11 protein-coding genes are annotated in these 14,402 nt (G+C 59.0%); all 11 read left to right on the top strand.

Going from position 1 to position 14,402, the window contains the following annotated elements:
* Positions 1 to 689: 689 nt before the first annotated feature.
* The gene (locus HMPREF2890_RS05850; RefSeq protein WP_210394776.1) at positions 690 to 1,367 is read left to right on the top strand and encodes a CRISPR-associated endonuclease Cas6; all 678 of its coding nucleotides are present in this window, start codon (positions 690 to 692) and stop codon (positions 1,365 to 1,367) included.
* A complete protein-coding gene (locus HMPREF2890_RS05845) occupies positions 1,364 to 2,854 on the top strand; it encodes a Cas10/Cmr2 second palm domain-containing protein (protein WP_070466512.1) in 1,491 nt (496 codons plus the stop codon). The genes HMPREF2890_RS05850 and HMPREF2890_RS05845 overlap by 4 nt, the downstream gene beginning before the upstream one ends.
* 15 nt (positions 2,855 to 2,869) lie before the next feature.
* Positions 2,870 to 3,406: an RAMP superfamily CRISPR-associated protein gene (locus tag HMPREF2890_RS05840; protein ID WP_070466510.1), complete on the top strand. Its 537-nt coding sequence runs from the start codon at positions 2,870 to 2,872 to the stop codon at positions 3,404 to 3,406.
* 2 nt (positions 3,407 to 3,408) lie between these two features.
* The gene (locus tag HMPREF2890_RS05835; protein WP_070466508.1) at positions 3,409 to 4,875 is read left to right on the top strand and encodes a hypothetical protein; all 1,467 of its coding nucleotides are present in this window, start codon (positions 3,409 to 3,411) and stop codon (positions 4,873 to 4,875) included.
* Between the two features lie 18 nt (positions 4,876 to 4,893).
* Entirely contained in the window at positions 4,894 to 6,315 is a 1,422-nt protein-coding gene (locus tag HMPREF2890_RS05830; RefSeq protein ID WP_070466506.1) for an RAMP superfamily CRISPR-associated protein, read from the top strand.
* Complete coding sequence (locus HMPREF2890_RS05825) at positions 6,296 to 6,703, top strand: TIGR04423 family type III CRISPR-associated protein (RefSeq protein WP_070466504.1); 408 nt, start codon at positions 6,296 to 6,298, stop codon at positions 6,701 to 6,703. Before HMPREF2890_RS05830 ends, HMPREF2890_RS05825 begins: the two co-directional genes overlap by 20 nt.
* Before the next feature lie 19 nt (positions 6,704 to 6,722).
* A complete protein-coding gene (locus HMPREF2890_RS05820; RefSeq protein ID WP_070466502.1) occupies positions 6,723 to 8,996 on the top strand; it encodes a TIGR03986 family type III CRISPR-associated RAMP protein in 2,274 nt (757 codons plus the stop codon).
* 3 nt (positions 8,997 to 8,999) lie between these two features.
* Complete coding sequence (locus HMPREF2890_RS05815; protein ID WP_070466500.1) at positions 9,000 to 10,004, top strand: Card1-like endonuclease domain-containing protein; 1,005 nt, start codon at positions 9,000 to 9,002, stop codon at positions 10,002 to 10,004.
* 4 nt (positions 10,005 to 10,008) lie between these two features.
* On the top strand, positions 10,009 to 11,730 hold the full coding sequence (gene csx2, locus HMPREF2890_RS05810) for a TIGR02221 family CRISPR-associated protein (protein ID WP_070466498.1): 1,722 nt from the start codon (positions 10,009 to 10,011) through the stop codon (positions 11,728 to 11,730).
* A gap of 23 nt (positions 11,731 to 11,753) precedes the next feature.
* Positions 11,754 to 13,247 (top strand): ATP-dependent DNA helicase, encoded by a 1,494-nt coding sequence (locus tag HMPREF2890_RS05805; protein WP_070466496.1) that lies wholly within the window; start codon positions 11,754 to 11,756, stop codon positions 13,245 to 13,247.
* 635 nt (positions 13,248 to 13,882) lie between these two features.
* Entirely contained in the window at positions 13,883 to 14,092 is a 210-nt protein-coding gene (locus tag HMPREF2890_RS05800; protein WP_256387639.1) for a CRISPR-associated endonuclease Cas2, read from the top strand.
* Positions 14,093 to 14,402 lie beyond the last annotated feature (310 nt).

Raw genomic sequence — 14,402 nt, 5'->3', positions numbered from 1 at the left:
CCATATTCCATTAAAACAAGGATTAAGACCAAAGTGGCATTTATTGAATCTACTTTGATATCCTTCTCGCAGACCATATTCCATTAAAACAAGGATTAAGACAGAGTAACTCCAAGTTCATCAGCAAGCTGTTGGATCTCTCGCAGACCATATTCCATTAAAACAAGGATTAAGACCACCTGAAATAGCACCCTTAATAAGAGCAACTACACTCGCAGACCATATTCCATTAAAACAAGGATTAAGACCAGGCTCCCAATTCATCGTAGGTCTTCTTCAGACCTCTCGCAGACCATATTCCATTAAAACAAGGATTAAGACTTCCAGCCTCTCCTCCAGCACAGCCATTTTCAGGATGGCTCGCAGACCATATTCCATTAGGACAAGGATTAAGACTAGGTCTTCACCAGCCAAGATGGCCAGAAGGCCCTCTCAACCTCGCAGACCATACTCCACTAAAACAAGGATTTGGGAACGGGGGCAGGTTGTCCGACTTGTCCGACTTGTCCGACTTGTCCGACCTATCCCCGCAGAGCAAGATGTCACCTAATACCGAGATTAGCATTCTTTATATCAGAAAAAAGTGATATCTTAGTCGCAAGAAGAAACCGGTGGGGTGTCATCCCCACTCGGAGAAGAAACCCAAATCTATCGCCACAAGCTCCGGCAACGATCCTGATATGGACGAGGTGAATACACTACTCATGCGACTGGACACCCCTATCGAGAGATGGGAGATGCCTCTGCTCCGTGGGGCGGTCAACAGCCTGCTCTCTTGCCGGAGTACCCTCTTCCACAACCACACGACCGAGGGGCTTCGCTACAGCTATCCGCTGGTGCAGTACAAGCGTGTCGGAGGTAAGGCGGCCCTCCTCTGCATCGGACAGGGGGTGGACGCCCTCGGGGATCTCCTCAGCGTAGAGTCCCTCGACACCCACATCGGTCAGCGGCATGTGGTCCTCAGGATCGAGTCGATCGATGCACTCGCCCACCCGGTGGAGGAGTGTACGCCCCCCGTCACCTACCGGCTGAGGGACTGGCTCCCGCTCAATGAGCGCAACCATCAGCTCTATCAGGGCGAGCCGAGCATGGCTGCCCGGCTCATCATGCTGGAGAGGATCCTGACCGGAAACATCCTGTCGATGCTCAAGGGGGTGGACATCTTCATCCCCTTTCCGCTCCGGGTCACCATCACCTCCACCTCTCCCCTCCGGACGATAAAGTACAAGGGGGTGCCGCTGGCGGCGATGGACCTGCAATTTGAGTCCAATATCTCCCTCCCGGACCATATCGGCCTCGGGAAGCACGCCAGTGTGGGGTATGGGACGGTCACTAAAGTCAGAAATCACAATTCATCACGCCTATGAACTACTTATATGGTGCCTCTGTGCAGGGCATACAGGACTTTATCTTCCAGACAAATGAGCTGAAGGACATCGTGGGAGCCAGCGAGCTGGTGGCAGAGATCTGCACGAGGCTCTTCCGGGAGACCCTCGGGAGCTGCTATCGCGACGATCACCTATACATAGGTGCGGCGGGCAACGTGCGCTACCGCTTTGACGACAGAGAGTCCTGCCAGCGGGCGGTCCGGGACTTCCCCCGCAGGGTGATGACGGAGGCGCCGGGGATCACGATCAGCCAGGCGGTGGTGGAGCTCGACGGACGCGATGAGACGAGAGCCATCGATGACCTGGAGACGAAGCTCAAGGAGCAGCGCAATTGCCCGCAGCCCGACCTGATCATCGGCCCGCTCGGTGTGCGCCGATCGGGACGGACAGGGCTACCGCTTGTCTCGACCGAGGGCAAGGAGACCGACCTCACCACGGCCGCCAAGACGAGGCACAATAGATCCATCTACCTGGCACAGAATAGCTTCTACGGCAGGGAGAGCAAGGAGAGGGTGGAGGCGGAGCGCTTCCCCTTTGATGTCTCCCGCATGACCGAGGGCAACGACTGGCTGGCGATCATCCACGCCGACGGGAATGGCCTCGGGCAGGTGGTGCAGAGGGTGGGTCACGACCTCGAGCAGTACAGGACCTTCTCGCGAGAGCTCGACCGCGCCACGGAGCGGGCGGCGAATGATGCCTTCCGGGAGATCGAGGGAGAGATGGGCGGCACCTACCTCCTCCGACCGATCGTGCTGGGGGGCGACGACATGACGGCGATCATCAGCGGTCGGCTGGCGATAGACTATGCGACCGCCTTCATCCGGCGCTTTGAGTACCACACCGGCGAGGGAGCGCTCGGGCGGATCCTCCGGCAGGAGACCGGCATGGATCGGCTGACTGCCTGTGCGGGGGTCGCCTTCATCAAGTCGTCCTACCCCTTCCACTACGGCTACCGGCTGGCGGAGGAGCTGTGCGGGGTGGCAAAGAGGGAGGCGAAGCGTCTCAGGGGCGAGGGCGAGAGCGTCCCCGCCTGCCTGATGTACCATAAGGTGGAGGACAGCTACGTGCAGAGCTACGGCGAGATCGTCGATCGGGCTCTGATGCCGTTACCGGGCGTCTCACTGGTGTATGGCCCCTACTTCCTCGATCCGCGCGAGGGCTACACGACGATCGATGAGCTGAGGGCGACCTGCGACAGCCTGACGTCGACGGAGGGCGACGGCGTCAGGTCGGGGCTCCGCCAGTGGCTCTCCCTACTCCATAGAGGGGAGGGAGCTGCGTCACAGCACCTGGAGCGGATGAGGATGGTCTATGGGGCTAAGGGCAGAGCCATGGTGGATCAGCTCACCCGGCCGACTGCAAGGAGGGTGACCTCGGCTGCCGGCAGGAGTGGCGTGAGGGCCTATCCCGCCTACGATGTGCTCTCCCTGTATGGGATACTCAACTTGGTCACAAAGAAGAGGTAAGAGATAGTATAAGAGATGAGGTACAAGATAGAATTCTTCTCCTACTGGCACTGCGGCTCCGGACAGACTGCAGGTGCCGATGTGGACGAATTAGTGGTCCGGGATGTGAGTGGTCTCCCCTTCGTCCCCGGCAGGACGGTGAAGGGGCTTCTCCGCGAGGCTGTCACCAATATCCTACTCCTCCGCGGAGGCGAGGAGGGATCGGTGGAGGGGCTCTTCGGCAGCGAGAGCCGGCAGGGGCGGCTCTACTTCACCAACGCCTCACTGAGTGACGCCATGCGCCGGAGCCTCCTGACCACGCCGGACATAGACCCGGAGATGCTCTACCGCTCCCTCTCCTCCACCGCCATCGACGAGAGGGGAGTCGCCAAGGAGCACACCCTTCGCCGCATAGAGACAGCGATCCCCTGCACCCTCTACGGCGAGATCACCGGGATCGGCTCAGCGGAAGAGGAGGCGCTCCTCGAGGAGGCACTCAAGTATGTGAAGCGCCTGGGACTGGGCAGGAGCAGAGGCTATGGCCGCTGCGAAATATCAAGAATAGACGACTGACTATGGAGACCCTAAAGCTCAAGTGTACACTCCTCTCCGACGTGGTGCTGCGGGACACCCCGACGACAGAGGGTAAGGCTCAGACGCTGACCTTCATCCCGGGGAATAACTTCCTCGGCGTGGTAGCGAGGAGCCTCTATGACAAGGAGGACGAGCGCACGCACCTCCTCTTCCACAGCGGGAGCGTCCGCTTCGGCGACGCCCATCCTGGCATCAACGACATCCGGGGCGTGAAGGTCCCGGCCGCACTCTTTTACCCCAAGCTGAGCAGCATCGAGCAGGAGTGCTACGTCTACCACCTCATCCCCGACCTCTCAAGGCTGAGACAGAAGTCCCTCAAGCAGTGCCGCAGCGGGTACTACGCCCTTGACGGCAACCGGGGAACAAGGGTGAGCATCCGGAAAAACTTCGCCATCAAGTCCGCCTACGACTCGGAGAAGCGCCGCTCGCGTGACGAGCAGATGTACGGGATAGAGTCTCTCTGCGAAGGACTGACACTCTACTTCTCCGTAGAGATAGATGACGTGGCGGTGCGCTACAGGGACGAGATCATGGAGGCGCTGGTGGGGGAGCACCACATAGGCCGCTCGAGGACGGCTCAGTATGGCCGGGTGAAGATCGACCTCTGCGACTACGGGGAGCCGCTCAGCAGCGACAACACCGTAGAGGTGCGAGGAGAGCGCTGCGTGGTGGTCTATGCCGACTCTCGGCTGATCTTCCTCGATGCCAACGGGTACCCCACCTTTCGCCCCACGGCAGCAGACCTGGGGCTGGAGTCGGGCGAGATCCTGTGGGACCTCAGTCAGGTGCGCACCTTCCGCTACGCCCCGTGGAACTATACCCTCCACGCCTACGACACCGATCGGTGCGGGATCGAGAAGGGGAGCGTCCTCGTCGTCAGGACCGACGCCCACGACCTCCGCACATCCTATGTGGGGTGCTACCGGAGCGAGGGCTTTGGGCGGGTGATCTACAATCCTGACTTCCTCTCCGCCGACATCTCGGAGGGGAGGAGTCTCTACACCTTTACCCACGAGAGGGAGGAGATGGAGCCGGGCGAGAGCCGGGCGGCGGAGCCGTCGGTGCTGACCGAGAGCGACCGGCAGCTGCTGACGGTGCTCCGGAGGAAGAGCAGTCACAGCAGGAGGATGCACCGGGTCTACGACTTAGCCAACAACTTTGCCAGGGAGCATGCGAGGCTCTTCACGGGAGACCAATTTGCCTCCCAGTGGGGCTCCATACGCAGTCTCGCCATGGTACACAAGGATGCAGATGCGCTGATCGAGGCGATCGAGGGCTACCTCAATCACGGGGTGGCCAAGGAGAAGTGGGAGAAAAACGGACGCCGGAGCATACTGATCGACTTCCTGAGCAGGGAGGCGGCAGTGCCGGAGTCAGAGAGCAGCTTCCAGGACCTGGTCATCAACCTCGCCTCCACGATGGGCAAGAAGAGCTCAAAGGACAACTAAGCAAACTCTCCAGAAATTATGGCATATACACTCTACCCGATCCGAAACATTGCACGGATCACCATAGAAGCAGACAGCCCGCTATCCATCAGCAGTGGAGAGAAGAGCCCCCTGACTGATGCACCGGTACTGCGGGATGTCCACAGACTGCCCTTCATCCCCGGCACCTCACTCGCCGGGGTGATACGCCACGCACTCCCCTCTGAGGAGCTGCAGCAGACCCTGATGGGCTGGCAGTCCCCCACGGGTGGCGAGGGATCGCGGCTCATCATCAGCGAGGCGAAGATCCTCGACAGCAGGGGCAGGGCGGTCGATGGCATTGCCCCGATAGAGGAGGATCCGCTCTTAGAGGCGTACAGCACCCTGCCGATACGTCAGCATGCGCGCATCGGGCACAGAGGCGCCACGGAGATGAGGGGAAAATTTGACGAGGAGGTGGTGCTGAAGGGGACACGCTTCTGCTTCGACATGGAGCTGATCTCCTCAGCCGAGGAGGCGGACTCGTCAGACGAGGCACTCCTCCGGATCATCGACACGATCGACTCGGATCTCTTCCGCATAGGCGGGGGGAGCCGCAAGGGCTTCGGCAAGGTACGGGTCGTGCGGGCGCTACACCGCCGGCTCGACCTCCGGCAGCCGGAGGAGTTGTCACTCTACCTCGCCAAGTCCTCCTGCCTGAGCGCAGAGTGGGAGGGCTTCGCACCCTACACTCCGAGGGAGATCGAGGAGAGGGAGAGCGACAGGTACCTCCTCACACTCCGCCCGGTGGACTTCATCTTCTTCGGCTCCGGTCTCGGGGATTGTGATGCGGACAAGCGGTATGTGACCGAGCAGCAGATCGTGTGGGAGGGAGATCGCGCCACGATCGTCGATGCGGAGCAGATGATCCTGATACCGAGCTCGTCGGTCAAGGGGGCACTCTCTCACCGCACCGCCTTCCACTACAATAAGCAGCAGGGCATAGCCGCCGACAATCTGCCTGAGGGAGCCGTGATCGAGGACTACATCGGGCAGAAGAACGGCGCCGTCGCCCTACTATTCGGCACCGCCGGGGAGGAGAGCGGAGAGGGATGCAGCAGAGGGCACGTACTCTTCTCAGACGTGCTGCTCAAGCGCCCGGAGGCGGCCGAGGACCATGTATTCAATCACGTGCGGATCGACCGCTTCACAGGCGGGGCAGTCAGTGGAGCCCTTTTCTCCGAGAAATCCGTCTATGCTGCGGAGGAGGAGATCACCATGGAGATCACGATCGACAAGCACGCGCTGGAGAGCGAGGATCGGGATCGGGTCTGTGGCGCACTCTCGGCCCTTGAGAGTGCGATGAAGGATCTCTGTGGTGGTATGCTGCCACTGGGAGGCTCAGTGATGAAGGGGAACGGACGCTTCTACGGGTCCATCACCAAGAATGGAGAGACAATCTATGAGTACGATAGAGCTTAAGGATATCGACACGACGATCGCCTACGAGGGATACCTCTGGATGAGCAATGCAGACAGGGCTGTCGAGTACCACTATGACAGGCCGTTGGATGTCGCCCTGCTCGACAGCGTCAACCCCTTTGTCAAGGAGGGCTACCTCTACAGCAGGGAGGAGGGGATCTCGATCAGCATCAAGTACATCGACGGACGCTATCTGGTGAGTAAGCACCGGGTGGATGAGAGCGACTATGAGGATCCGGAGGTGGAGAGCCTGCAATTGGTTGCGCTGAGGATGTCGAGGCCGCATCTAAAGTTTCTCCGCTACTGGAGGGAGGAGGAGGACCCGGCCTGCCTCGGTATGGGGGTGCTGGTCTTTGACCACATCGCTTTTGTCGGATTTGAGGATTAAAGAGCACAGAGTATAGGCTATGGCAGTAGAAGCACCATTCAATTTCGTACCCCTGTCCGACCGGGTCTATCTCCCCGACTGGGCAGATCAGATCTCGCACGACATCCCTTTCTCAGACGGGGTGAGCGGGGTCATCAAGCTAACGATCACGACAGAGTCTGATCTCTTCATCCGCAACGGTCAGACCAAGGAGGCAGAGGACAATCGCTTCAGCCGGGTCAAGGGGCGGAGCTTCATCCCCGCCACCTCGATCAAGGGCGAGGTGCGCAGCCTGCTCGAGATTATGAGCTTCGGCAAGATGAGCGTAGACCCGAGGACAAAATTTGCTCAGCGCGAGTGGGACAATGAGAAGCTCTATACGCTAAAAAAGGAGCAGCTGAGATTTCAGTGCGGCTACCTCAGGATGCGCGACGGGAGATATGAGATCGAGGACCACGGACAGCCCTTCCGCATCAGCCACAAGGAGATAGACGACCTGCTCGGCGAGACGGTGATGGAGGATCACTTCTCGGAGCACAGCAGGATCAACCTCAATAGGGAGGTGATCGAGGGGGGCAAAACGTACGACCCCAAGACCGCCGCCTACAAGTACCACCTCTTAGAGGGGTGGAGACTGGACGGCCACTTCTTCACATCTGTGGAGGGCGGCAACGGGAGGAGGGTGATCCACGATGAGGAGGGCCCGATACGGGGGGATATCGTCCTGACCGGTCAGCCGGATAAGTGGAAGGAGGAGCGAGCAAAGAACGCAGGGAAGTACTACGAATTTGTCTTCCCCTCCGAGCCGACCGCAGTCTATCCCCTCACTACGGAGGAGCTGGAGCACTACGAATTCATCTACCAAGACTCGGACGACTGGACCCACTGGAAGCCACAGCTGAGAGAGGGAGCGAAGGGGATCCCCGTCTTTTTCCGCACAGACGGGCGGCAGGTCAAGGACTTCGGTCTCGCCCTTCTCTACAAGCTTCCCTACGACAATACGCCTGCCGACCTCCTGCCCGAAGGGCACAGGGAGACAAAGCCCGACCTGGCGGAGTGCCTCTTTGGCTACACCCGCCAGACGGATAGTCTCAAGGGGCGGGTACACTTTGGCAACGCCTTCTCCGACAACGCTCAGTCCGGAGACGAGGTGACATTAGTGCTGGGCTCCCCCAAGGCCTCCTACTACCCGATCTACATCGAGCAGCAGGGAGCGCAGGGCAAGACCCTCGACTACAAGACCTACAACGATGGGCGGCTCGCCGGATGGAAGCGGTACCACGTGAGAGATGGCCTCTGGCAGGCCAAGACGGGTAGTGCCGACACCGACTCCACGCTGACCCCGATCCGTAAGGGTGCCACCTTCTGCGGGGATGTGGTCTTCCACAACCTCCGCCCCATAGAGTTGGGCGCCCTGCTCTCCGCCCTCACCTTCCACGGCAGTGACGGCTGCTATCACCAGCTGGGGCAGGGGAAGTCCTACGGCTACGGACGATGCCGCTACGAGGTACAACTGACGGGCGAGGAGCTCCGGGAGGCGGGTTACTACATGGGGCTATTTGAGCTGGAGATGGACAAGAGTCTCGGGTCCTGGATCAGCACACAGCAGATGCGGGAGCTCTTTGCCATCTCCGGGAACCCCGTCTCGAGGGACAGTCACCACTATATGAAGCTCTCCGTCTCACCTAATGTCAACGACTTTGCCGACGCCAAGAAGAGCAAGTCCTACCTCCGTCGCTACAGCGAGGAGGTGACCCCCGACATGCCGGAGTCCCTCTCGGCGGGAGTCAGAGAGCAAGAGGAGCGGAAGCGGCTCGACCGGCTCACGGAGCAGTGCGAGGCTCTCCTGCAGGAGGCAGACACGCTTGACCCCGCAGCGGGCGAAGAGAAGCTCACCGAGGTCATCAAGAGCCTCCGCGACGATCTCGACCACCCCGCAGTGCAGGCCCTCTCGGAGAGGATGCAAGCCAAGTGCGAGGAACTGAGGCAGCGGCAGGAGCAGCAGGCAAGAGAGGGGAGAGCATCGGCCGCCTATACCGAGGGTCTGGCTGCCACTCTAAGCCCCGACAAGTCCTGGAAGGCCAATCTCCATGCCATCAAGAAGTGGCTCACTATCACTGCCGAGAGAGAGGAGCGAGTCAAACTCAATGACGAGGAGCTGGGGCTGGTGATTGATACCTTCCAGCAGATCTACGATGGCGCCAAGAAAAGAGACAAGAAGGAGTGGCACGGCAAGGGCATCCGGAGGGAAGTCGCGAAGGAGCTCGGCGAGACCCAGATGCAGCAGATCTTTGACTCCCTAAGGATAGAGTGACCCATGAGCAAGACAATCGTATCGATCCTAAGCGAGCACCTGGTCCCCAACCTTATCTTCATCAGGGAGATGGAGGGGACCTACTCCGACCTCCTCTTCATCACCACGCCACTCATGGAGCAGCGCCGCAGCGGCATCCACCTCGAGACAGCGCTGGGGCTGGAGCCGGAGAGCGTCAGGCGAGTGGTGGTCCCCAATGACAACTACAGGGCGATCCTCAAGGAGCTCGAGGCGGCGGACCTGCCCGAGGGGCAGGAGTACCTGGTCAATATCACCGGCGGGACCAAGATGATGTCCCTCGCCGTGGCGCGATACTTCGACCGGTACGACTCACACCTCGTCTACGTCCCACTCGGCACCAACGTCTACTACGACCTCTCCTCCGAGGAGCCATACGCCATCACCTACCGGGTGACCCTCGAGGAGTACCTCACCCTCTACGGCCTGCGCTACGAGTGCGACAACAGCCTCATTCAGGGGAAGAAAGAGCCCTTCTACACCTTTAACTACATGCGTCTGAGGGACTTTGCCATACCATGGCGCTATACCCATGCCAATGAAGACGACGGGCTGAAGCCCACCCAGCGACGCTATATGACCGGTGAGTGGTTCGAGGAGTACACCTACCTGCGGATTAAGAGTGACTTCCACCTGAGAGACGAGGACATCGCCAAGTCGATCAAGATCTATCGGGACGACTCCATCAATAACGACAACGAGCTCGACGTCACCTTCGTCAGAGACAACGCCCTCTACGTGATCGAGTGTAAGGTGACGATGAATGGGTATGGCAAACAGCAAAAGGGGATGGTGGAGGAGTACCTCTACAAGCTGGCCGCCATCAGCAAGGACTTCGGGCTCCGAGTAAATTCCTACCTCTTCACCCTCCACAAGATCGGGGAGATGCCCCAGGCGACGCAGGAAAATATCAAGAAGCGCATGCGCATACTCGGCATCCGGGGCATCGTGGACGGACAAAAACTGACGGATAAGGTAATAGACCTATAGAGCAATGGAGAGTAGCAGACCACGCAGGGTATTCATCTCCATACTGGGGACCGGCAACTACAAACCCTGCAGTTACCGGCAGGGCGACTTCACCAGCACCGAGACACGCTTCATACAGGAGGCGACGCTCGACTTCCTCAGGGCACGTAGCGAGTGGAGCGCGGACGATGCCGCCTACATCTTCCTCACCCCCACGGCCCGGACCTCCAATTGGCAGGCAGAGCCGATCGACAGCAGAACCGACTCCCCCAAGGACTACGCCGGTCTCGAGCCGACGCTCAGTCAGATGGGTCTTCCCTTCCCCGTGGAGCCGGTCGAGATCTCGGAGGAGGGAGATGAGGAGGCGATCTGGTCCGTCTTCCGCTCCATCTACGACCAGATCCACGAGGGCGACAGGCTCTACATCGACATCACCCACAGCTTCCGCTACCTGCCGATGCTCCTCCTCGTGCTCACCAACTACGCCAGGGAGCTGAAGGGCACTGAGGTGGTCAGCATCACCTACGGCAATTGGGAGGTCAAGGCAGAGATCAAGCCAATAGTCGACCTGGGCGCACTCATCGAGCTGCAGGACTGGACCGTGGCGGCAGGCGAGTTTCTCCGCAATGGTCGCGCCTCCGGGCTGGCAGAGCTGACAAAGGAGAGAGTTACCCCCATCCTGAAAGCGACAAAGGGCAAGAACGAGGTAGCCAGTGGCCTCAGCAAATTGGTAGATAGGCTGACGACAGTATCGCAGAGCCTTACCACCATCAGGGGCAAAGAGATCTTGGAAGGGAAGATATTCAAGGAGCTGGACAAGTGCACCCACGGGCTGGATGCCGGTCTCATCGCACCGATGGTCCCGCTCATCGACAAGATCAAGGACTCCTTCGGAGACTTTGACACCAAGCCCTCTGTGAGCAACGGCTTTGTCGCTGCCCGCTGGTGCTACCGGATGCAGCTCTATCAGCAGAGCATCACCATACTGCAGGAGACGATGAAGGCCTACGTGGCTGCGAGCCACGGCTACCCCTCCGAGGAGGAGTACTACACGGAGCTCGCTGCTAAGGCTTTTATAATAGCCAAGGAAAGCATCTCCGAGGATGAGTGGCGGCTGGGCGAGAGCGACCCCACCGATAGAGAGAAGAGGGCGGAGGTCGTCAGGCAATACCGCGACGGCTCAGCCGTGAGAGAGCTACATCCGCTATATACCGAGATCGGTCAGTTGCGCAACGACTTCAATCACGCAGGATTTAGGTCCAATGCAGTCAATGGGAGAGACATCCCCGGCAGGATAGAGAAGCTGATCAAGCGTACGGAGGAGGTGCTGAGGGGTAAGCAGACCATCGAAGCACTCCCGACACAGTCCCCCGGTGCTCCGCTGCTGATCAATCTCTCCAACCACCCCTCCGCCGGCTGGGGAGCACGGCAGAGAGAGGCGGCGGAGATGTACGGCGAGATAGAGGATATGGCCTTCCCCGCAATCCCGCCGGAGGCCGGAGAGAGAGAGATCACCGACCTCGCCGAGGAGTACGTTGCCCGGATCGAGGAGAGAGCCGAGACGAGAGACGTCACGGTACACATTATGGGAGAGATGACCTTCTGCTACGCCGTCATCACGAGGCTTCAGCCGCTCGGCATACCCTGCCTCGCCTCCACCACGAGGCGACAGGTCACGGAGACAGCAGATGGTGTGAAGGAGGTCCGCTTTGACTTCGAGACCTTCCGCAGGTATCCCGGGGCATAAGAAGTGGAGAGAGTGCGAGTGAGATGAGTATAGAGGAAGACTTCGTCCTGACAGAGGACCAGAGTAAGGCACTCCGACAGATCCGCAACTTCATCGCCGATGACTCAGCCAGGGTGCTGATCCTCTCCGGCTACGCCGGCACCGGCAAGACCACGCTGGTACGGATGGTGGTAGACCGGCTTATGGAGGAGGAGAGCCTCCCATTCGTCCTCCTCGCCTCCACCGGCAGGGCTGCCAAGGTACTCAGCGACAAGGTGGGCGCCAGCCGTCACATAGAGGATCAGCCCACTGAAAGCCAGACGCTCAACACGAGGTTTGCCACCACGATCCACCACTTCATCTACAGCTTCTCCGGCTTTGACAAGGACATTGACAAGATGCTGGAGGAGATCGAGAGAGGTGGCGGAGAGGTGGATCATACAGGCGACCTGCTCCTGCAATTTGGACTACGTGCGGGAGAGGATATGCATTGCCCCCTACTCTACATCATCGATGAGGCCTCTATGGTCTCCGATGTCCCTCCGAGAGATCCCACTCAGGCCACCTTCGGCAGTGGACGATTACTACAGGATCTGCTCAACTGCAACTCCCTCGGGAAGTTTATCTTCGTCGGCGACAAGGGGCAGCTGCCTCCCATCGGTCAGGTAGACTCCCCCGCCCTCTCAACGAAGTACTTCCGGGAGACCTTTGGCATAGAGGCAGAGAGTGTCGAACTGACAGAGATAGTCCGCCAGGCCAAGGACAATGACATCATCGCGGCGGCGGAGAAGGTCCGGCGACTCTACGAGAGCCCTCCCGCCGTCAAGTGGGGCACACTCCCCCTCAGGCACCACAAGGACATCGAGCTGGTCGGCAGCCAGATCGAGCTCGTGGATAAGTACATCGCCGATATCCGAGACAGAGACTACGCCGGGGCGACTATGATCTGCAGGGCCAATAAGCGGTGCAGCCAGGTCTCCGGCCTCGTCCGACCCGCCCTGGGATTTACCGACCCACGGCTGATGGTCGATGAGCTGCTGCTGGTGACGCAGAATAACCTACCCAGCGGGCTGAGGAATGGAGACCTCGTCAGGGTCACCGGCATCGGTCGGCGCGAGCAGCGAGCCTGCCTCACCTTCCTCACCATCGAGGTCTCAGAGCTCACCTCCGGGCAGGTCTTCAGGCTATTCCTGATCGAGGATATCCTCTACTCCGGGCTCAGCAACCTCGGTAAGCAGGCACAGAAGGACCTCTTCGTCGACTTCCACAAGAGGATGCGAAAGAGAGGCATACGTCAGGGGTCAGATGAGTACAAGGGGCAGATGTTCACCGACCCCTACCTCAATGCCCTCCGTGCGGTCTACGGATATGCGATCACCTGCCACAAGTCACAGGGTGGCGAGTGGCCCCACGTCTATGTGGATATGCCGCGCAACATCACCCTCGATGCCACCCCTGCCAGCTACCAGTGGGTCTACACCGCCATAACACGCGCCGGCGAGCGGCTCTTCCTCACCGACGACTTCTTCATCAAGTAAGGGGAGATGAAGAAAAGCCCAAAAAGCGCAAAAATATAAGGTAGGGATACAGGGGTGACGCATTTCAGCTTTCAGGTAATCATATACCCAGGGGGCTTATCCGTGAGGCACCCGAAGGGTGCTCGCTCCATGAGAATGTTGCACGAAGTGCCATTCTCGCACATTTGTTTCAAATGTGCTGAGACTTTGCACGAAGGATGAGATGCAAGGCGCTGAGGATGAGACCGAAAGGAGCGTACTCACGTACGTGACCGAGACCGAATTCCGAAAGCAACGCAGCAGATCGCCTTCGTGCAACAGTCTCTCCACAGGCATCGGTCATCCGCAAAGCGGTGACCGATGTACAGAGGCCCACCCCTACCCCCTCGCCCCCTTGTGGGTCGCCGAGCAGAGTCCCCAGCGACCTCGCAAGGGTGGCGCACTCCTCGGAGAAGCTTGATAGTGCGACACCCTGGCGGGGTCGCGAGATTTCTTGCGATGCCCTGCCCACGGGTCTTCGGGGCTACGCCCCTCGACCTCGTGGCTAAGAAACGGGCACCCGCAAGGGGTGTTCGTTCCCCACTCTTCACGATGAGATGAGTGGCTTCTGTGCCACCCAAGTGCGTCACACCCATTAAAGCAAGGGATGCACACGCATCCAAGACTCCATCTTCCTCGCCGACCTCTCCCGGGCGACCTACGAGGAGATCAAGAGAGACCTCGCTGAGGTGCAGTCGCTCTACGACAATCACGACAGCATCATCGTCTGTCCCATCTCCACGGACCAGCTCCACGCCATGCACGTCATCGGGGAGCAAGTGGATGTCGACATCATCACCCACAAGCGCAATACGCTCTTCTACTGATGCTTACAGGCAGTTCTCCAAGGAAAACGAGGAAGAAAAATGACCAAAAACCCAAAAATTGTAAGGTAGAGATTGCACGTTGTACAATCAATTCAAAAAACCTTTGTATATTTGCACTCAGAGGTACATGTTTTCCCTCAAAATTTTAGGGTTCTGCGGTTTTTTTGGTCGTAAAGGGCTCACATACAGATCTTCACAGATTTGACCCTCGCAGACCATATTCCATTAAAACAAGGATTAAGACCAATCCAGGAGTGTTACATCCCAGATGTCTATTATCTCGCAGACCATATTCCATTAAAACAAGGAT

It is taken from the genome of Porphyromonas sp. HMSC065F10 (genome assembly GCF_001808555.1).
Taxonomy (GTDB): Bacteria; Bacteroidota; Bacteroidia; order Bacteroidales; family Porphyromonadaceae; genus Porphyromonas_A.
Note: the sequence above shows the minus strand (reverse complement) of the source record. Positions and strands in the feature narration are given on the sequence as shown.